Source organism: Haloferula sargassicola, from assembly GCF_040362925.1.
Taxonomy (GTDB): domain Bacteria; phylum Verrucomicrobiota; class Verrucomicrobiia; order Verrucomicrobiales; family Akkermansiaceae; genus Haloferula; species Haloferula sargassicola.
Genome location: NZ_BAABRI010000002.1, coordinates 108,421 through 128,776, shown reverse-complemented (window position 1 = coordinate 128,776; position 20,356 = coordinate 108,421). Strand labels below are relative to the sequence as shown.

16 protein-coding genes are annotated in these 20,356 nt (G+C 65.0%); 10 read left to right on the top strand and 6 right to left on the bottom strand.

Features of this window, described 5'->3' with window-relative positions:
- Positions 1-102: 102 nt before the first annotated feature.
- Positions 103-561, top strand: coding sequence for a cupin domain-containing protein (locus tag ABXH26_RS02095; protein WP_353565374.1), 459 nt, complete (start codon positions 103-105; stop codon positions 559-561).
- On the opposite strand, the gene ABXH26_RS02090 is transcribed toward ABXH26_RS02095, so the two are convergent.
- Both ABXH26_RS02090 and rdgB read right to left on the bottom strand, forming a co-directional pair.
- Positions 555-1,073: an NlpC/P60 family protein gene (locus ABXH26_RS02090; RefSeq protein WP_353565373.1), complete on the bottom strand. Its 519-nt coding sequence runs from the start codon at positions 1,071-1,073 to the stop codon at positions 555-557. The two genes, ABXH26_RS02095 and ABXH26_RS02090, sit on opposite strands and share 7 nt — an antisense overlap.
- 51 nt (positions 1,074-1,124) lie before the next feature.
- A complete protein-coding gene (gene rdgB, locus ABXH26_RS02085) occupies positions 1,125-1,727 on the bottom strand; it encodes an RdgB/HAM1 family non-canonical purine NTP pyrophosphatase (RefSeq protein WP_353565372.1) in 603 nt (200 codons plus the stop codon).
- A gap of 112 nt (positions 1,728-1,839) precedes the next feature.
- Here rdgB and ABXH26_RS02080 point away from each other — a divergent pair, with 112 nt between their 5' ends.
- The 3 genes from ABXH26_RS02080 (at position 1,840) to ABXH26_RS02070 (ending at position 5,756) form a co-directional block, all read left to right on the top strand.
- A complete protein-coding gene (locus tag ABXH26_RS02080) occupies positions 1,840-2,298 on the top strand; it encodes a thioredoxin family protein (protein ID WP_353565371.1) in 459 nt (152 codons plus the stop codon).
- Positions 2,299-2,531: 233 nt separating this feature from the next.
- Positions 2,532-3,452, top strand: coding sequence for a CheR family methyltransferase (locus tag ABXH26_RS02075; protein WP_353565370.1), 921 nt, complete (start codon positions 2,532-2,534; stop codon positions 3,450-3,452).
- A 3-nt stretch (positions 3,453-3,455) separates the two neighbouring features.
- Positions 3,456-5,756 carry an ATP-binding protein gene (locus tag ABXH26_RS02070; RefSeq protein ID WP_353565369.1) on the top strand — a complete coding sequence of 767 codons (2,301 nt, stop codon included), beginning with the start codon at positions 3,456-3,458 and terminating at the stop codon, positions 5,754-5,756.
- 7 nt (positions 5,757-5,763) lie between these two features.
- Here the strand turns inward: ABXH26_RS02070 and ABXH26_RS02065 are convergent, their stop codons facing one another.
- The gene (locus tag ABXH26_RS02065; RefSeq protein WP_353565368.1) at positions 5,764-6,159 is read right to left on the bottom strand and encodes a response regulator; all 396 of its coding nucleotides are present in this window, start codon (positions 6,157-6,159) and stop codon (positions 5,764-5,766) included.
- A 158-nt stretch (positions 6,160-6,317) separates the two neighbouring features.
- Here ABXH26_RS02065 and ABXH26_RS02060 point away from each other — a divergent pair, with 158 nt between their 5' ends.
- Positions 6,318-9,644 (top strand): class I tRNA ligase family protein, encoded by a 3,327-nt coding sequence (locus tag ABXH26_RS02060; protein WP_353565367.1) that lies wholly within the window; start codon positions 6,318-6,320, stop codon positions 9,642-9,644.
- A 115-nt stretch (positions 9,645-9,759) separates the two neighbouring features.
- Here the strand turns inward: ABXH26_RS02060 and ABXH26_RS02055 are convergent, their stop codons facing one another.
- Entirely contained in the window at positions 9,760-10,245 is a 486-nt protein-coding gene (locus ABXH26_RS02055) for a hypothetical protein (RefSeq protein WP_353565366.1), read from the bottom strand.
- A 318-nt stretch (positions 10,246-10,563) separates the two neighbouring features.
- Here ABXH26_RS02055 and ABXH26_RS02050 point away from each other — a divergent pair, with 318 nt between their 5' ends.
- Positions 10,564-11,499 carry a sensor histidine kinase gene (locus tag ABXH26_RS02050; RefSeq protein WP_353565365.1) on the top strand — a complete coding sequence of 312 codons (936 nt, stop codon included), beginning with the start codon at positions 10,564-10,566 and terminating at the stop codon, positions 11,497-11,499.
- Positions 11,496-12,125, top strand: a complete 630-nt coding sequence (locus ABXH26_RS02045; protein ID WP_353565364.1) for a response regulator — start codon at positions 11,496-11,498, stop codon at positions 12,123-12,125. Before ABXH26_RS02050 ends, ABXH26_RS02045 begins: the two co-directional genes overlap by 4 nt.
- A gap of 283 nt (positions 12,126-12,408) precedes the next feature.
- Here the strand turns inward: ABXH26_RS02045 and ABXH26_RS02040 are convergent, their stop codons facing one another.
- A complete protein-coding gene (locus tag ABXH26_RS02040; protein WP_353565363.1) occupies positions 12,409-13,404 on the bottom strand; it encodes a YihY/virulence factor BrkB family protein in 996 nt (331 codons plus the stop codon).
- A gap of 127 nt (positions 13,405-13,531) precedes the next feature.
- Positions 13,532-15,796 carry a GH92 family glycosyl hydrolase gene (locus tag ABXH26_RS02035; protein ID WP_353565362.1) on the bottom strand — a complete coding sequence of 755 codons (2,265 nt, stop codon included), beginning with the start codon at positions 15,794-15,796 and terminating at the stop codon, positions 13,532-13,534.
- 143 nt (positions 15,797-15,939) lie between these two features.
- Between ABXH26_RS02035 and ABXH26_RS02030 the strand changes: the two genes are divergently transcribed.
- From ABXH26_RS02030 to ABXH26_RS02020, 3 genes are read left to right on the top strand one after another with little or no spacing between them, the layout of a single operon-like run.
- Positions 15,940-17,460 (top strand): family 43 glycosylhydrolase, encoded by a 1,521-nt coding sequence (locus tag ABXH26_RS02030; RefSeq protein ID WP_353565361.1) that lies wholly within the window; start codon positions 15,940-15,942, stop codon positions 17,458-17,460.
- 13 nt (positions 17,461-17,473) lie between these two features.
- Entirely contained in the window at positions 17,474-18,973 is a 1,500-nt protein-coding gene (locus ABXH26_RS02025; protein WP_353565360.1) for a family 43 glycosylhydrolase, read from the top strand.
- A gap of 3 nt (positions 18,974-18,976) precedes the next feature.
- Positions 18,977-20,353 (top strand): 3' terminal RNA ribose 2'-O-methyltransferase Hen1, encoded by a 1,377-nt coding sequence (locus ABXH26_RS02020; protein ID WP_353565359.1) that lies wholly within the window; start codon positions 18,977-18,979, stop codon positions 20,351-20,353.
- Positions 20,354-20,356 lie beyond the last annotated feature (3 nt).

Here is a 20,356-nt window from a genome sequence, read left to right as displayed (position 1 = left end):
TTCCCAGCCCCGTGGCGCGGCAAATATATCCCGGATCCCCTTTCACCTATCCGGACATCATGCAGGCTCTTCCGCGGTCCGGGCCCGGTCCAGTCTCGAGCCATGCCGAATCCTTCCAAGCACTTCATTTCCCACCCCGAGGTGGTCCACGAAACGAACGACTGGACCCACAACGAGTGGCTGTGCCGGCCGGACATCGCGGAAGCCGAGCGGCTGCTGATGGTCCGGGCGCGCATGAAGCCCCGGCATTGCCATCCGTTTCACCGCCACCCGCACCGGGAGGAGATCATCCACGTGCTCGAAGGCCGGGCCGAGCAATGGGTCGGCGAGGAACGCCGCATCCTCGGCCCCGGCGAGGTCGCCGTCATCCCGCCCGGCGTGGTCCATGCGACCTACAATCCCTTCGACGAGCCGCTCGTTTTCCACGCCATTCTCTCGCCGGCGATGCTCGCGCCGCCGCTCGATGCCGATCCGGACCCGTGCGACGTCTCCGGCGAAGCGCCGTGGTCGACGCTCCGCGACGGCCTCACGCCGTGCACGCTGCTGCGCGACGATCAATAACCGGCCGGATGGCGCATCACATGGCCGGCCCCCGGACGGGGCATCGGTTTCCACCGCGGACCCGTGCGACCGCCGCCGTAGCCGGTATCGAGCCGCAGGCCGGCGACCGTCATGAACACGTGGCCGTCGCGAACATAGACCGTGATCCAGTTGCCCGGGCCCTTCTTACCGTAGTTGAAAAACCCTCGCGACGGCATCTGGCCGTCCATCAGGCCCGCCTCGCGCAGGACATAGGACACGGAGCCGGAGCAGTCGTAGCCATTGTCATCGAGCCTGGCGTGGCCACCGCCCCACTTGTAGGGCTTGTTCTGCAGGCGGTTGCCGGCCTGGATCGCCAGCTTCACGGCCTTGGGAGCCCCGGGAGGCGCGTAGGCCAGGCCGTTTTTCAAAAGAGCGGTCTCCCCCTTCTCGAAGTGATACGCCACCTCGTGCCGCGCCTTCACCTGCCGGCTGCAGGAAGTCATCGCCGAAACGGCCAGAACGGTCATCACCGACCACGTCAACGCTTTCATGGGCGGTGCTTGTAGCGCATTTGTTTAATTTTTACAAAATATTTTTAGAATTTAACCAACGTCCTCCTTTTCAAGAAATCGAACGACCTGCCGCAGCGCCCGGCCGCGATGGCTGAGCTGGTTTTTCACCTCCGCGCCGAGTTCGGCGAAGCTTTGGTCAGATCCCTCGGGCGCGAAAAACGGATCGTATCCGAAGCCCCCCGCGCCGGACATTTCGGTCAGGATCCGGCCCTCGACCGCGCCGGAAAAATCGGCCACCACCTCGCCGTCCCGCGCCAGCACCATGACGCAGCGGAAACGGGCGGCCCGATCCTCCACGCCGGCCATTTCCTCGGCCAGGCGGGCGTTGTTCCTGGCATGATTTCCCTCCTCGCCACCGAAGCTGCTCGACCACACCCCGGGCCGGCCGCCGAGCGCATCGACCTCCAGGCCCGAGTCATCGGACAGCACGATCCCGCCGACCTGCCGGCTCACCGCCACCGCCTTGAGGGTCGCGTTTTCCAGAAAGGTGGTGCCCGTTTCCTCGACCTCCGGCAGGTCCGGAAAGTCGGTCGCATTGAGCACCACGAAGCGGTCGCCGATCATCTGCCGGATTTCGTCGGTTTTGTGCGCGTTGCGCGTGGCCACCACCAGCCGGGGCTTGTCCGTTTGCATGGATGCGAGGACAGCGGAGCGATCCGATCCGGGCAAGTGGCGATGCGGCTGACCGAGCCTCCGCCGACAAGAAATTTGAAATAATCCGGCCGGGTGCTACGCCTAGAGGTCGATGAAAGCGATCACCTACCTTGCCTCCTTCGCCCTCGCCGGGTCCGCCATGGTCAGCAGTGCGCTGGCCAACGTCCCGAAGGGCTGGACCACCGATCTCGACAAGGCCCTCAAGGACGCCAAGGCCAAGGAAAAGGCGGTGCTCGTGGAGTTCACCGGCTCGGACTGGTGCCCGCCCTGCCAGATGATGCGCAAGAACGTGTTCTCGAAGGACGAGTTCGTCAGCAAGGCCTCGAAGGACTTCATCCTGGTCGAACTCGACTTCCCGCGCGGCGATGAGGAGGTGCGGAAAAAGAATGAACCGCTGGCGAAAAAGTACGACATCGACGGCTTCCCGACGGTCATCATTCTCAGCGATTCCGGCAAGGAGCTGTCCCGTTTCTACGCTTCCGAATATCCCTCGATTGATAAGTTTCTCGCCCACCTGGCCAAGGTCTCGGACCGCGCCAAGCTTGACTGATCGACGAGCCCTTTTTTCTCCTCCAAGCCCGATGCTCATGGCGTCGGGCTTTTTCGTGGCCTGAAACCCACCCCCGAACTTCCGCGCCGTGCAAATCGCAGGGTTGGCGTGACGTTTTTGACATCGCGGTAAAAGAAACGTTATTCGGGCGCGTGCGCGTCGAATCAGCAGAGAAATCTGTGGCCCCCAGTTCGAGCTTCGTCCCCCCGAGGGACGGAGTGGAGCCCGTTCATTTGGATGAGCCTGCCGACGATCATCCCCGCTTCCGCCACATCCGCTTCGCCGGCACCCGGGCGGTGCCTGTGGCGCTCAGCGGCGAGATCGGGAACACGCCGGCGAAATGCAGCCAGCTGAGCCCGCCGCCAGCCGAGGAGATCGAGGACTACCCGATGGAGCAGGTCGCCTTCGTGCGGCGCATCCTGCGCATGGCGGGCATCCGGGCGGAAGGCTACCGGATTACGCCGTTGGTCCGCCGCATCCCGGCCTGCCTGCGGGCGCTGCGGGCGCGGGACATGGACAGCGCCGACCGCATCGCGGCCAACGACCCGAACCGGCTCCAGATCGGCGTGAATGCGCTGCTCATCGGGACCACCAGCTTCTTCCGGGACACGACGGTGTTTCATGAACTCGACCAGCGGATCGTGCCCGAGCTGCTGACCCGCTGCGCCAAGCCGCAGGTGTGGAGCGCGGCCTGCTCGGACGGCTCCGAGCTTTCGTCCGTGGCCATGCTTTTCGCCAAACACGGCGGGCTCGACCGCACCCGCTTCCTCGGCACGGATTGCCGGCCATCGGCGATCGGCCGTGCGATCGAAGGCAGCTACCCGGTCGAGGCGGCCGACCTCTTCCCAGCGGACCTGCGCGAGCGTTTCCTGCGCCGCGATGACAAGCACTGCCGGCTGCAGCCCGTCATTTCCACCCGCCTCGAATGGAAGCTCGCCGATCTGCTGGCGGAAACCGAGGGCACCGGCTGGAACCTGATCCTCTGCCGCAACCTCGCCATCTACCTGAGCCCGCACCAGGCGCGGCAATTGTGGCTCCAGCTCCACGCCTCGCTCGCCCCCGGCGGCTATCTGGTCGTGGGAAAAGCCGAGAAGCCCGAGATCGATGGCCTGCACCGCGCATCGTCCTGCATTTACCGAAAAGACGCCTCCTGAACCATGAAGCCCGACTTCGAGAGCAAGCCCGGCCCGTCCGTATCCCTGCCGGTTTCCCTGCTGGTCTGCATCGCCGCCGCCGCGCTGATGATCTGGGCGCGGGTCAGCGTCTTCGACGACCGGATTTTTCCGCTCTCCGCCGCGCTGCCGCTGCTGCTGTGCCTGTGGAACCGGGACCTGCGCGTGCTCTACGGCATGGCCGCAGTGCTCTCGGCGCTGACCATTTACAAAATCACCGAGGTGATCCCTGAACGCACGCTCACGCGCGCGAACGAGAACCTCGCCATGGCCACCCAGCTGTGCGACATCTGGATCTTCGCCGGCGTGCTGCACGCCGTGATCCGCCACCGCCGCCAGCTCGTCACCCAGGCGCGCAAGCTGTCCGAGCTGAACGCCGAATTGGAGGCCGGCAATGAGGAACTCTCCGCCAGCAACGAGGAACTCGCCGCCCGCGAGGAGGAGATCAGCCGCCAGAACGAGGAACTCCAATGCCAGGCCGAGGAGCTGGAGCAGCAGTCCGAGGAGCTGCGCCAGCAGACCGAGGAAATGGAGCAGCAAAGCTCGAACCTCCAGCACGTGAACGAAGAGCTGAGCCGCCGCGAGCGCGGCCTGCAGATCCTGCTGGAATCCGGCCGCTGGCTGCGCGGCGACCTCAGCGAGGCGGTGGTGATGAATGGCATCTGCGATGCCGCCCTGCAGATCCTCGGCGATGCCGTGCACGCCTCCTGCGTGGTCGAGAACCGCAGCGGACGACTCCATCTGCGCGGCGATTCCGGCTTCGGCCTGCACGGCGCCGTCACGCCCGACATCCCCTTCGCCGACACCTTCGCCGCGCTGATCTACGAGAGTGGTCGTACCGCCAGCCTCGAGGACGTGGCCAACCGCCCCGACCTCCAGCTTCCGAAACCCGGAGCCGGCCGGCCTTTCCGCGCCATCCTCGGCTCGCCGATCTGGTATCAGGGGAAAGTGATCGCGGCGCTGGAGGTCTTCAGCCACCGCCCGCGGCAGTGGAGCGAGGATGACTTCAAGGTCATCGAGTGGCTCGCCGCCCAGGCCGCGCTGGCCCTGCAATCGCTGCGCTTCCAGCAGGAGCTGGAGCAGAAGCGCGAGGCCGCCGAGCAGGCCTCGCTGCAGAAATCGCGCTTCCTCGCCGCCGTCTCGCACGACGTCCGCACGCCGGCCAACGCGATCTCGCTGCTGGCCGAGCTGATCGAGCGCTGCGCCGATGATCCCGAACGCATCCAGCAGGTGCCCAAGCTCGCCCACGACCTGGGCAGCAACGCCCGCTCGATGATCGATCTGGTCAGCGACGTGCTCGACCTGACGCGATTCGACACCGGCGTCAGCGACTTGGAAGTCAGCGATTTTTCCCTGACCGACCTGGTCGAGGGGGAGCACCGCCAGTCCTCGCCGGTGGCGGAAAAGAAGGGCCTCCGGCTGTCCATCGAGCTGCCCGCCTCGCCCATCCGCCTGCGCACCGATCGCACCAAGCTCCAGCGCGTCATCGGCAACCTCGTCGGCAACGCGCTCAAGTTCACCGAGCACGGCGAAGTCCGCATCCACGGCGAAATCCTCGACGACGGCGGCTTCGCGCTGCACGTGATCGACACCGGCGTGGGCATCCCCAGCGACAAGGTCGAGCATGTGTTCGACGAGTTTTTCCAGCTCCAGAACCCCGAGCGGAACCGCGACAAGGGCGCCGGTCTCGGTCTCGCCATCTGCCGCCGCCTGCTCGATAGCCTGGGCGGCACGCTGGGCGTGAAGAGCCTGGTCGGTGTCGGCTCGACTTTCAGCATCCGCCTGCCGGCGACCCTCCTTTCGGCGAAGCCGGAAACTCCCGACCGCAAGGTGTCGGGCGACCTCTCCGCCATCCACGAGCGCCACCGGCGGCCCGCCCGAGAGGCCCCGAAGGCGCTGCTCGACGGCGTGCGCATCCTGCTGGTTGAGGATCACGAGACGGCCCGCAAAACGACCTCCGCGCTGCTCGCCGCCGAAGGTGCCGAGATTTTCGAGGCCGCCACCGGCCGCGAGGCGCTCAACCTCCTATCGTCCTGCAATCCCGACATCCTGCTGCTCGATCTCAACCTTCCCGACTTCGACGGCACCGAAATCCTCAAGAGCCTCCAAGCCAGCCGCTGCGAGTCGCTGAGCTCGATCTTCGTCGTCTCCGGCGATGTCCGCCCGGAGCGCATCGAGGAGGTGAAGCTGCTCGGCGCCGACGAATTGATCCCGAAGCCGGTCGATATCGAGAAGCTCAAGTCCGCGCTGTCCAGCCAGCGCCCCGACCTGCCGTTGATGAATTGACGGCCGCTCAGCCCGCCAGCGGGTCGGCGAGGCACTCGCGGAGCATCGCCGGCGTGACGGGCTTCGGCAGGTGGCCATCGAAGCCGGCCTCCAGCGCCAACCGCTCATCGACCTCCGGCTGGCCGCCGGAGCAGGCGATCATGCGCAGCTCGCGGTGCGGGTGGCGGGCGCGGATTTCGCGGGCTGCCCGGAGGCCATCCATGCCTGGCATGGTCAGATCCATGATCACCAGATCCGGCTCGAACTCCGGAATGGCCTCGATCGCCGACAGCCCGTCATAGACGACCTTCGGTTGATGGCCCTCCATCTCGAAAAACATCCCCATCACGTCTGCGGCGTTGCGGCCGTCATCGACAATCAGGACTTTCAGACGGCTGGCAGACGGAGCGGGAGCGTCGGGCATGTCGGTGGAGAACAAACGACCTGCCCGCCGCCGCGCAACCGAAACCTCCCGGAATCTCTGCGCAGGCCTCGGACCCGGCCGGAGTTTTCCTTTTCAAATCCAGCCCCTTCCGCCAATTTCCGCGGCCCCTCGCGGGAAATCCCGACCCTTCTCCGACCATGTCCGACCGCCGCAAACCGTTTCCTTTCGACGAGTTCGAGCCCCGCTGGCAGCAGCTCTGGGACGCGGAAAAAACCTTCCGCACGCCCAATCCCGGCGATGCCGACTTCGACGCCTCGAAGCCGAAGTTCTACGTCCTCGACATGTTTCCCTACCCGAGCGGAGCCGGCCTCCACGTCGGCCATCCCGAGGGCTACACCGCCACCGACATCATCGGCCGCGCCAAGATGCGGCAAGGTTTCAACGTCCTCCACCCGATGGGCTGGGACTCCTTCGGCCTGCCCGCCGAGCAGTATGCCATCAAGACCGGCCAGCACCCGCGCGTCACCACCGAGGCGAACATCAAGACCTTCAAGCGCCAGCTGAAGTCGCTCGGCTTCGGCTACGACTGGGATCGCGAGATCGCCACCACCGACCCCGAATACGTCCGCTGGACCCAGTGGATCTTCCTCCAGCTCTACAAGTCGTATTTCAACGAGGAAACCGGCAAGGCCGCCCCCGTTTCCGAGCTGGAAGCGAAAGGCTGGACCCGCGAGCAGATCGACGCCGTCCGTTTGGCCTACATCCACGAAGCCCCGGTCAACTGGTCCCCCGACCTCGGCACCGTCCTCGCCAACGAGGAAGTCGAGGAATGGAAGTCGAAGGGCCACACCGTCGAGCGCCGTCCGCTGAAGCAGTGGATGTTCCGCATCACGAAGTACGCCCAGCGGCTGATCGACGAGCTCGACCCGCTCGACTGGCCCGAGGGCATCAAGCTCTTGCAGAAGAACTGGATCGGCCGCAGCGAAGGCGCGGAGGTCCACTTTGATATCCCTGGTATTGTTTCCCCCACTGCAGTCGACGACTGGACCGAGGTCGACGGACGTCCACCGGTGCCATCGAAGATCGCAGAACACGTGATCACCGCCTTCACCACCCGACCCGACACGCTGTTCGGCGCGACTTACATGGTGCTCGCGCCCGAGCATCCGTATGTTTCGGAAATCACCACCGCCGAGCAGAAGGACGCCGTCGAGAGCTACATCAAGGCCTGCGCCAGCAAGTCCGACCTCGAGCGCGGCGACCTGAACAAGGACAAGTCCGGCGTCTTCACCGGCGCCTTTGCGATCAACCCGGTCAACGACGAGCAGATCCCCATCTGGATCGCCGACTACGTCATGATGGGCTACGGCACCGGCGCCATCATGGCCGTCCCGGCGCACGACGAACGCGACTTCGAGTTTGCGAAGAAGTTCGAGCTGCCGATCGTTCCGGTCGTACAAAGGAGCACAGGCGTCCCGCCTGTGAACCCCGGCAGCCCGACCCTCCATTCACCCTACTACGACCCCAGCGGCAACATCCCCACCACCGCCACCGAACGCAACCTGCCCCACTGGCAACAGGACGGCCGCAGCTACTTCGTCACCTGGCGCCTCGCCGACAGCCTTCCGCAGGAAAAGCTCAACCAGTGGAAGCTTGAGCGCGCCGAATGGACCAAGAACCACCCCGGCGAACTCACCGACGACCAGCAAGCCGAGTTCCACGACCTCTTCAGTGCCCGCATCGACGACTGGCTCGACCAAGGCATGGGCTCCTGCCTGCTCGCCGATCCCGCATGCAACCGCATCGTGGCCTCCGCCCTTCGTCACTTCGATGGCGAACGCTACGACTTGGAAGCTTTCGTGGTCATGCCGAACCATGTCCACGTTGCCGTCCGCCTCCACGAGGGCGAGGACCTCTCGAAAGTCCTCCATTCCTGGAAAAGCTTCACCTCAAAGGAAATCAACAAGGCCCGCGAGACCAGCGGCGAGGTCTGGCAGGATGAGTCCTTCGATCGCATCATCCGCAGCCCACGGCATCTGGGGGCGGTCCGGAAATACATCTCGGAGAACCCCGCGAAGGCCGGAACCACGGTGGATGAAGGCGGACTGTATGTGAAAGAAAGCAACGGGCTGCCCCCTTCCACAGGCGGGACGCCTGTGCTCCCGTTTTCCGACCACGGCACCGCCATCAACTCCGGCTTCCTGGATGGCCTGCCGACCGCCGAGGCCAAGGCGAAGATGATCGACTGGCTGGAGTCCGAGGGCAAAGGCGTCCGCCGCATCAATTACAAGCTGCGCGACTGGCTGTTCAGCCGCCAGCGCTACTGGGGCGAGCCTTTCCCGCTGATCTGGAACAAGCAGACCGGCGAGCACGAAGCCATCCCGGAAAGCGAGCTGCCCCTGCTGCAGCCCGACATGGAAGACTTCAAACCCACCGGCGACCCCCGCGGCCCGCTGGTCAAAGCGACCGATTGGATCAACTACACCGACCAATTCGAGCGCGAAACCAACACCATGCCCCAGTGGGCCGGCTCCTGCTGGTACTATCTCCGCTACTGCGATCCCCGTAACAACGACCGCTTCATCGGCGAGGACGTCGAATCTTATTGGAGCGGAACTCCAGAGGGACAATCGGCAATCGGCAATCGGCAATCGGCAATGGTGGACCTCTACGTCGGCGGCACCGAGCACGCCGTGCTGCACCTGCTCTACGCCCGCTTCTGGCACAAGGTCCTCCACGACCTCGGCCACCTCTCCACCAACGAGCCCTTCCAGAAACTCGTCAATCAAGGCCTCATTCTCGGCGAAGACGGCCAGAAAATGTCGAAGTCCCGCGGCAACGTCGTGAACCCCGACGAGGTCGTCCGCGACTACGGCGCCGACGCGCTGCGCCTCTACGAAATGTTCATGGGCCCGCTCACCGAGGTGAAGCCGTGGCAAATGAAAGGGGTCGAGGGCGTGTCCCGTTTCCTCGCCCGCGTCTGGCGCGTGGCCATGGAGCAGGACCAGGCCGGCGAATGGACCGTTTCCTCAAAGCTCCAGGACGTCCCCTGCACCGACAAGTCACTGCTCAAGGTCGTCCACGAAACCATCAAGAAGGTCACCGACGACATCGCCAAGATGTCCTTCAACACGGCGATCTCGCAGATGATGGTCTGCACCAATGCCTTCACCGCCGCCGAAGTTGTGCCGATGAAGGAGTTCACCCTTCTGCTGAGCGTGCTGAACCCCTTCGCCCCGCACCTGACCGAGGAAATCAACCGCCTCATCGGCGGAAAGCCGCAGCTCGCCCACCAGCCATGGCCCGAGCATGATGAAGCCGCGCTGATCGAGTCGGAAATCGAGATCGTCGTGCAGGTGAACGGCAAGCTCCGCGACAAGATCACCGTCGCCAAGGACGCGCCGAAGGAAGACATCGAGGCCGCCGCCCAGGCCACCGACAAGATCCAGGAACAACTCGCCGGCAAGACGGTCCGCAAGATCATCGTCGTCCCCGGGCGACTGGTGAACATCGTGGCCCACTGATCCCGGCAAGCCCCCCAGCGCGCCCCCTGATCCCGGCAACGACCACCACGGCGCAAACCGGGCCGCCGGCGCGCCCGGCCCCTCACCGGCGCGACTTGGCAGGGATAGTCCCGGCCTACCAGCCGGCCAGGGTTTCCACCGCCCGGCCGAGAACCACTTCCAGGATCGCGGCTTCGGCGTGGGTCACCGGGATCGCGATCTTCCTCACCGACTTGTCTTCTTCCTGCCGGGAGAGGCTGAACAAAAAGGGTGAGCGATCCGCGTCGTCGCGGGCGACGATTTCACAAGCGCTGTTGGACTTCTCCGAGCGGTGGAAGAGCTTCGCCGCGGGTTGCCGCCCTTGAAATACCGACAAGGCGGCTCCGAGGTCGGACAGGCCCCACTTCATGGTCAGCTTGGCCTCCCAGTCGAACTGCCGATCGCCGGACTGGGGGGCGGCATCGACGAAGACCGCCTCCTTGTAACCGTTGAGTTCGAAACGGACCACCCCGCCGGTGCCGCGGGAGTTCGGCTTGTAAATGGCATGCTGCGGCCGACGGGTCGCCGTGGCATCGGAGCGGAGGACCGGATCGGAGGGAGGGAGGGAGGTGTCGGTTTTCATCGAAACATGAGGTTGGCGCCCAACGGCGCGTTTCCGATTTGCCGGATCCCGTCGAGATCCGCAAGAAAAATGTTCATTTGACCACCTTTCGATGGCGCGTCTCCCACTGGTTCAGCAGGATCCGCGTAGAGACGGAGGTCGTTCATGACAAACTTCACTACATTAATCATGCTTCTCCCCTATTCCCTTCGTGACTCAGGCTTCCGTGGCTGATTGCATGGTCCCTTGCCGTTATCAAAGCCCAACGCCATGGACCCGGGGCCGCCCCCGGAGGCCCGTCAAAACCCCGAGCCCGACCCGTGGGAGAAGCTCCATGCCGTGGTCCGCCTTCCCGAGGTCCGGATCTCCACCGCCTATCTCCTGCTGGGCTGTGCCTGGATTCTCGGATCGGACGCCCTGGTGGAATCCCTGGCCAAGAACCACCCGATGGCGGCGATGCTTCACTCCTTCAAGGGCCTCAATTTCATCTTCATCACCGCTGCCTTGCTATTTGTGGCGCTCCACCGGTCCTTCGGAGGGTGGCGCAAGGCCGAGAGCCTGAGGGCCGCCGAGCTGATCGCCTCCAGCGAGAAGTTCCGCGAACTGTCGGCCGGCCTGCAGGCGCGGAGCGAGGACAAGCGGGCCGAGCTGGCGCGGGAGATCCACGATGAATTCGGCCAACGGCTCACCGGCATCAAGCTCAAGCTCGGGCTGGCGGAGAAGATCCTCGACCGCCGTGACGACCGTGAACTCAACCCGCTGGTCGATCTGGTCGTCGAAACCTCGGCGCTGGTCGATGAGACGATCCAGGCGGCACGCAGGGTCTCCTACGGGCTGCGGCCGGAAACGCTGGACAAGGTGGGCCTGGCCGCGGCGCTGGAGGAGGAGGCACGGGTTTTCACCGAGCGCACCGGGATTCCCTGCCAGCTCTCGGTGGGCGACATGTCCGACCCGCTGCCGCGCCCGATGGCCACGGCCGCCTTCCGGATTTTCCAGGAATCCCTGACCAACGTGGCCCGCCACGCGAGGGCCACCGAGGTCGCCGCCGCCTGCGCGATGAGCGGAGGATGTCTGACGCTGTCGGTCCGCGACAATGGCACGGGCATGAATCCGACGCTGGCGGAAGCCCCGTCCACCCTCGGCCTGCTCGGCATGTGGGAGCGCGCGCGCAATGCGGGCGGGCATCTGTCGTTCGAAACCTCCGCCGGCGAGGGCACCACCGTCCATCTGGAGCTTCCCGTGGACCCTCACCCGCGCGAAACCCAGGCCGCATGAAGATCCTCATCGCCGACGATCACGCCGTGGTCCGCATGGGCATCGTTTCGCTGCTGCGGGAGGAAATCATGGGCCTCCAATGGCGGGAATGCGGTAGCTCGGAAGAGGCGCTCAACCTCGCGATGGAGGAGAAATTCGATCTCGTGATCGCCGACGTGACCATGCCCGGCCGCAGCGGCCTGGATTTGCTGCGCGACCTGCGATCGTGCCGGCCGAACCTCCCCGTGCTGGTCGTCAGCGCCCTGGCGGAAAAGGAATACGCCGTGCGCGCCTTCAAGCTCGGAGCGGCGGGCTTCATCTCCAAGGAAAGCGCGACCGAGGTGCTGATTTCCGCCGTCCGGCGGGTGCTCGCTGGCGGACGCTACGTCAGTCCCGCGCTGGCGGAGGACCTGGCGGGCCAGCTGGGCGGACCGGCGATCGACGCCCCGCAGGCCGCCCTTTCCAATCGCGAGCTGGAGGTCCTGAAGCTGGTCGCCGCGGGCCACTCGCTGAAGAGCATCGCCTCGAAGCTGGCCCTGAGCGAAAAGACAATCGCCACCTACCGGGCGCGGATTTCCTCCAAACTCGGACTCGCCACCAACGTCGACCTGACGCGCTTTGCCCTGAAACAGGGGCTGATCGACTAGCAGCGTGTCGGGTGTTTTCCCTACAAGCGAATCGGACAGGTCTCCGACAGACCCAAGGACCGTTTCCTGCCAAGGTCACCTCGTTTGGTGTGACTTTGGTCGCTCCGGATCAGAGGAGGCTTGGGGACACCGGCATTTGGTGCCGGGCCAGCTTCTTCGGTTCGGGAGACCTGCCGTCGGCACCATGGGCTATCGGTTCCGCGACGTTTCTGGGGGGAAACCGCGGAATGTTACCATTAGGGGGGAAAAATAGCTCATGGGCGCCGACGGCGCGCCTCCCGGCTCAGCCCTTGTCGGCGAATCCTCCGGCGTCGCCGCTCTTGCCTGCCACGTGATCGGCGTAAAACGCACCCCGCTGCCCCAGCGGTTCATCCGGCCCGACGGTCGAGTCGCGCGCGGTCTGATGCTCTGCCTCGCCGTTGATCTCCGCCCCGAGCAGGATCGAGAACGCGGTGATGTAAAACCACAGCATCATCACGGCGATCGCCGCCACGCTGCCGTAGGTCTTCGACATGTCGCCGAACTTCTCGATGTACCAGGCGAAGGCCACCGAGCCCAGTAGCCACAGCCCCGTGGCGACGATCGAGCCGGGCGTGATCCAGTGCCACTCCGGATTCGTCCGGTGGGGGGCGATTTTGTAGAGAAAGGCGAGGCCGAACAGGGCGACGGCCGCAAACAGCGGCCAGCGCAGCACACCGACCCATGAATCGACCCAGCCGGGGACGGGGAGAAAATTCCGCACGGCGGGCAACACCGCGACCGCGGAGAGGAGGATGGTGCCGGTGAGGATCGCCCCGACGGTCACGCCCAGCGTCATCAGCTTCTTCTTCAGGAATGACCGCGAGTCCTTTTCGTCGTAGGCGATGTTCAGTCCGGTGAAGAGCGCGGTGGTGCCCTTGTTGGTGCTCCAGATGCTCAGGAGGATGCTCACCACCACTCCCCATCCGAGGTTGCTGCTTTCATTGGCAGCCAGGGTTCCGGCGAAATCGGAGATCAACTTGAAGCCCTCGCCGGGCAGCAGCGGCTGCAGGCGCTGCATCTGCTCCGCCGCCTCCGCAGGCGTGGTGATCAACCCGTAGATCGAAAGAAAGGCCGCGATGGCGGGGAACAGGCTGAGGAAGAAATAAAACGCCACCCCCGCGGAGACGATCTGGACATGATCCTGCCCGATCTGCCCGACGACGCGCTTGCCGATCGAGAGCCACCCGCTCAGGGGGATTTGGAGGGGTTGGGACGCCTCTCGACCCGTGGCCCGGGTGGAACGTTCTGAAATGGCCATGGTCCCCCGCCCATCACGAGCCGTGCCATGCCCTCAAACGGGCCTTTCCCGGCGATCCCGGCCCGGGACGGAGAACCGGCGTTGCGCCGCCGATCCTCCATCGGGCATTCCGCACGGGGCAGCAAGGTCACTTCACGCGATCGCCGGCACCCCATTGCGAGGGCGCCGGACCCATGTGATAGACAATGTTGCCGCCGTCCTTGATCTCGGCATAGGGCAGGCGGACGTCGGTCCATGGCTTGCCGTTGACCTCCACCGATTGGATGTAAACGTTCGCATCGCCTTGGTTCTCGGCCTTGATATCGAGCTTCCTGCCGTTTCCGAGATCCATCACCGCATGCTCGATCGAGGGGCTGCCAAAGACATAGGAGTCGCTGGCCGGGCACATCGGATAGAAGCCGAGGGAGGAAAACAGATACCAGGCCGACATCTGCCCGCAGTCGTCGTTTCCGGTGAGGGCGTCGGGCCGGTTGCCATACTGCGTCTTCAGGATGTGGCGGATCTTTTCCTGCCCCTTCCATGGCTGGCCGGCCACGGCATACATGTAGAGCACGTGGTGGGCGGGCTCGTTGCCATGCCAGTACTCGCCGATCCGGCCCTGCACGTCCTCCATGTCGGTCGTCTCATCATCGTGGAAGGTGAACAGCTGGTCGAGCTTGGCCACGAACGCCTCCTTGCCGCCCATCAGCTCGGCCAGGCCTTCGACGTCCTGCTGCACGTGCCAGGTGTACTGCCAGCTGGTGCCCTCGGTGAAGTCGCCCATTTGGACATACTCGTGGGGATTGAAGTCTTCCCGCCACTTGCCCGTGGAGTCCTTGCCACGCATCAGGCCGGTCTCGGGATCGTAAAGGTTCTTGTAGGAGGCCGCCCGTTTTTCGAAGCGCGCCTGGTCGTCCTCCTTCCCGAACAGCTCCGCCATGCGCGCCACGCAGTAGTCGTCATAGGCATACTCCAGGGTCTTGGAGACCGACTCGTTCTCGAGGTCGAACGGCACGTAGCCGAGCTTTTCGTAGGCGGCGATCCCATCGTACTCCGGATGCGTCGCGGTCGCCATCACGGCCTCGTAGGCATGCTCCTTGTCGAAGCCCTCCAGGCCCTTGACCATCGCGTCCACGATCACCGGCACCGAGTGGTAGCCGATCATGCACCACGTTTCCCCGCTCTGCAGCGACCAGATCGGCAGCATGTGGTCGGCGCTCTGGTCGTAGTGCGCGAGCATCGAGTTGATCATGTCCACGTTGCGCTTCGGCTGGATCAGGCAGAACAGCGGGTGCGTCGCACGAAAGGTGTCCCACAGCGAGAACACCGTGTGGTTGGTAAAGCCTTCGGCCTGGTGCACCTCGCGATCGAGCCCGCGGTACTCGCCATTCGCGTCCTGATAGAGCGTCGGCGCCATGAAGCAATGATAGAGCGCGGTGTAGAAGGTCTCCTTCTGCTCCTGGCTGCCCTCGGTGAGCTGCAGCTTGGCCAGCTCCGCGTCCCAGGCGGACTTGGTTTTTTCCATCAATCCGTCGAAGTCCCATTCCGGAATCTCGCCGTCCAGGTTGGCCATCGCGTTCTCCACGCTGACCGGGGAAATGCCGATCTTCACCTGGATCACCTCGTCCGCCTTGGTGTCGTACTCGGCGAGGAAGCGCAGGTTGTTTCCAAACACCTCGCGGGAGCTGCGGAAACGGTAAGTCTTATAACTGTCGTACTTCACCTCCTTGCCGTCGCTGTAGACCTTGTAGGAGTCGAAGGGCCGCGAGAACTTCGCCGCGAAGAAGATCTGGCGCTCCTTGGCCCAGCCATCGACGAGGTGCATGCCGGTGATGGTCGACCCGTCCTCGACCCGCAGGTGGGACCAGATCATTTTGAAATGATCGCCCGTGAGGAAGTGGTGGAGGTCGGTGAGGATCGACGACTGCCCCTCCGGGAAGGTGAACCGCAGCATGCCCGAGCGCAGGCCGGCGGTCATCTCGGCGTTGACGCCGCTGTCGAGCAGCTTGACCTGGTAGTAGCCGGCCGAGGCCGTCTCCTGGTCATGCGAAAAGCGCGAGCGGTAGCCCTCGTCGGGCTTGTCCTTCGGACCGGGATCCAGTTTCGGCTCGCCGGTCTGCGGGACGAACAGGAAGTCCCCCAACTCCGGAATCCCCGTGCCGGAAAGGTGGGTCATCGAAAAGCCCATGATCGAGGGGTCGGTGTATTCGTAACCCGAGGCCGTCGCCCACGTGATCGGGTCGGTGTCCGGGCTGAGCTGCACCATGCCGAAGGGTGCGGAGGGCCCGGGAAAGGTGTTGCCTTCCCCCTGCGTGCCCACCATCGGGCGGACGTAATCGCTGAGCCGGGTGTCGGCCGAGGCGGGGTGAAGGAAAACGAAGGCGGATAAGGCGAGGACGATCTTGGGTCTCATGAAGTGAGCCCCGCATAGCACGCCATGGTCCGCGCCGGAAGCGATCTGAGCGGCTTCGGAAATCCACGGAGCGAAGGAATCGTTTCATGCCGAAAGAACTTCGCATTCATGACACGTTCAAGGAGCATCCCCGCCTTGAACCCATGCGTCCTCTCCTTTCCGCCTTCTTCATCCTGACTCTCGGCACCCTTGCCCAAACGCCCGCGTTCGAGGATCCGCTGACCGACCCCTCGCCCGATCGCTGGAGCCTGCTCGGCGGCGAATGGACCACCGACGATGGCGCGCTCACCTTGAGTTCCGGCCAAGGCCCGAAGGCGGTGCTGTCGGGGCTCGCGGTCGATGACTTCGTGCTCGAAGTCGAACTCCGCGCCGATGCCGATGGCGCCCAGGCCGGCGTGGTCTTTCGCGGCACCGGGTTCGGCGAGGGCATCGATGACTTCCGCGGCTACTACGCCGGCATCACGGCAGGGAAAAACGTGGTGGTCTGGGGTGCGGTCGATCCCGACTGGCGGGCCATCGCCCACCGTCCGTTTCCCGTGAAGTCCGGCGAGTGGTATCACCTCCGCATCCAGGCCACCGGCGAGGACATGGAGATCTTCATCGATGACCAGCCCGTCAGCTCGGAAACCTGGCCGGTCTTCGACGGCGTCGATGGCGCCTTCGCCAAGGGCGGCATCGCCCTCCGCGCCCTCGATGGCCCCGCCTCGTTCCGCAACCTGCGGATCGCTCCGTTTCAAAAGAAATCCACGGGCCGCACCTACACCAACCCGGTCCAGGCCGGTTGCGCCGACCCTGTGGTGCTGCACCACGAGGGCAAATACTACGCTTATACGACTTACTCGCCCGACTTCCCGAACATGCCGCGCGGCATCCGGCTTTATACCTCGGGAAATCTCGTCGACTGGAAGGACGAGGGCTTCGTGCTGAAAAACGCGGACAGCTGGGGCGACTCGCGCTTCTGGGCACCGGACATCGTCGAAAAGGACGGCACCTTTTTCCTCTACTACGCCGCCGATGAACGCATGTGCGTGGCCACCGCGAAGACGCCGATGGGGCCGTTCCGCCAGGAAAAGCAGCAGCCGATCGAGCCCGACAGCATCAAGATCGACGGCCACATCTTCGAGGACGACGACGGCCAGCGCTACTTCTACTACGTGCACTTCGCCGAAGGGAACGAGATCTGGGGCGGCAAGCTGAACGACGACATGGTCAGCGTCGATGCCGCCTCGCTGCGCTGCATGGTCCGACCCGACCAGCCGTGGGAGCGCCATCAGTGGCCGGTGACCGAGGGCCCGGAAATGCTCAAGCACCAGGGCATCTACTACCTCACCTACTCCGGCAGCCATTTCGAGAACCCCGAGTATGCGGTCGGCTACGCCACCTCCGACAGTCCGCTGGGCCCGTGGAAAAAGTACGAGTTCAACCCGGTGATGAAATCGACCGAATACGCCCACGGCACCGCCCACCATTGCTTCACGGACTCGCCGGATGGCAAGGAGAGGTTCATCGTCTACCACCGTCACCACACGCTGAAGGAAACCGAGCCCCGCGCGCTGTCGATCGACCGCGTCCGCTTCGTGCCCGACCCCGACGGCGGGCCGGACATCCTGCAAATCCACGGCCCCACCAGCTCGCCCCAGCCGATGCCCTCGGGTGCCCGCTGACGATCCGCCGACCATGCTCCCACGAATCGCTGCCGGCCTTTTCCTGATGGTCACGGCCACCGCGCCGGCCAAGGAAATCCGGGCCGACATGAGCCGCTATCCCGCCGCCCCGTGGGTCACCCACGGCGGCGACTGGAAGACGGATGGCGACGCACTGACCGTCAGCGGCGGGGAAGGCCCGATGGTCTCGATCGACGGATTGCAGCTCACCGATTTCCAGCTCGACCTCGAGATCCGGACCGACGCCCAGGCCGGCGTGGTGTTCCGCGGCCGGGATTTCGGCGTCGGCGCCTTCCGCGGCGACTACGTCGGCATTGATGCCGCGGAAAGGCAGCTCGTCTGGGGTGCCAACGATCCTGATTGGCAACCCATCGCTTCCCAAGCCATCGACGTGGCAAAGACCACCTGGCTTCACCTGCGGATCCAGGCCGACGGTGACCAGGTCAAGGTGTTCGCCGATGCGAAGCCCATCACCGCCGAGACCTGGCCGGTGTTCGACGGCATCGACGAAGCCTTCACCCGAGGCGGGCTCGCCCTTCGCGCGCTCGATGGCGAGGCGGCGTTTCGGAACCTCACCATCCAGCCTTATCATGCCCCCCGCCTTCGCCGCAGCTACACCAACCCGGTGCTGGCCGGAGCCGCCGACCCCGTCGTCCTTTTCCACCAAGGCACCTACTATGCCTATGCGACTTACACGCTGCGCGATCGGAAGCAGGGAATCCGGCTCTTCACCTCGCGGAATCTAGTCGATTGGAACGACGAAGGTTTCGCCCTCGAGGCCGATGACACCTGGGGCGACTCGAAGTTCTGGGCGCCCGACATCGTCGAAAAAGACGGCACCTTTTTCCTCTACTACGCGGCGGAGGAACGGATGTGCGTCGCCACCGCGAAGACGCCTCGCGGACCTTTCCGGCAGGAAATCGAAGCCCCCATGGAGCCGGCGAGCATCCGCATCGACGGCCACGTGTTCGAGGACGATGACGGCAGCCGCTATTTCTACTACGTGACCTTCGGCGAGGGGAACGAGATCTGGGGCGGTCGGCTCCAGGATGACATGACGAGCGTCGATCCGTCATCGCTGCGGCGCATGGTGATGCCCGACCAGCCTTGGGAACGCCACCGCGGCGCCGTCACCGAGGGTCCGGAAATCCTCAAGCACGAGGGCACCTACTACCTCACCTACTCCGGCAGTCATTTCCTGAGCACCGAATACTCCGTGGGCTACGCCACCTCCGACCACCCGCTCGGACCATGGACGAAGTTCCGCAACAACCCGGTCATGAAATCCACCCGCTACGCCCACGGCAGCGGCCACCACTGCTTCACCACCTCACCCGACGGAAAGGAGCTCTTCATCGTCTATCACCGCCACCAGAGCTCCACCCGCGCAAACCCCCGCCAGCTTTCGATCGACCGCGCCCGCTTCGTGCCCGATCCTCAGGGCGGCCCGGACATCCTGCAAATCCACGGCCCCACCAGCTCGTCCCAGCCGATGCCCTTGGGCACTCGATAGCGCATGCTCCTTTCCCTCACCAACCGCACCCCCGACGCCACCGACCTCGGCCATCTGCTGCACAAGCATCCGGCCCGCGTCCACGAGACCACGCTGCCCTTCGGCACCGCCACCGTGTTTTACCCGAGGGCGGAGGAAAACGAATGCACCGCCGTGTTGTCGGTCGATGTCGATCCCGTCGGGCTCGTCCGTTCCACCGGCGGCCGCCAGGGCGGTTGGTCGCTCGGTCAGTACGTCAACGACCGCCCCTACACCGCCTCCTCTTTCCTCGCCACCGCCCTTTCGCGCACCTTCGGCACCGCCCTCAACGGCCGCTGCACCAAGCGACCCGAACTCGTCGATCGCCCGCTCGACCTCGAACTCATCCTGCCCGTCATCCAGGCCCCCGACGAGCTGCTCCAGCGCTTCTTCGCGCCGCTCGGCTACTCCGTGGAAATCACCCGCCTGCCGCTCGAGCCGGCGTTTCCCGACTGGGGCGAGGGCCGCCACGCCACGCTCCGGCTGCGCGCCGAAAAACCGCTCCACCAGGTGCTGCGACACCTCTTCGTCCTCATCCCCGCGCTCGACCGCGACAAGCACTACTGGGTCGGCCGCGAGGAAATCGACAAGCTCCTCGCCAAGGGCGAAGGCTGGCTCGGCGACCACCCCGAGTGCGAGTGGATCGTCCGCCGCTACCTGAAATACCAGCAGCGCCTCACCCACGAGGCCCTCGACCGGCTCGCGCCGGAAATCGACGACTCGGATGAGCCCGACGAGCCGCCCGCGGAAAAAGAGCGCCGCGTTTCGCTGCACGAGCAGCGCCTCGATGCGGTCGCCGCCCGACTCGAAGCCATGCAGCCGCAGTCGGTCGTCGATCTCGGCTGCGGCGAGGGCAAGCTCGTCCGCCGGCTCGTCAAGCACACCGCCATCCCGCGCGTCCTCGGCATGGACGTCTCCAGCCGCGCGCTCGGCATCGCCCGCGACAAGCTCGACCGCCTGCCCGCCTCGAAGCGCGACCGCGCCCAGCTCGTCCTCGGTTCTCTCATCTACCGCGACTCCCGCCTCGCCGGCTTCGACGCCGCCGCGCTGGTGGAAGTCATCGAGCACCTCGACCCCGACCGCCTCGAAGCGCTTGAGCAGGTCGTCTTCGCCCACGCCGCCCCGCGCCACGTCCTGGTCACCACCCCGAACCGCGAGTACAACGTCCTCTTCGAAAACATGGCGCCCGGCGCCCTCCGCCACGCCGACCACCGCTTCGAATGGACCCGCGCCGAGTTCGAAACCTGGGCCCGCCAAGTCGCCGCGGACCACGGATACGAAGTCGCGCTCGAACCCCTCGGCGAAGAACACCCCGACCACGGCGCCCCCAGCCAGATGGCCGTTTTCCGGCGGGTGGATTGACTC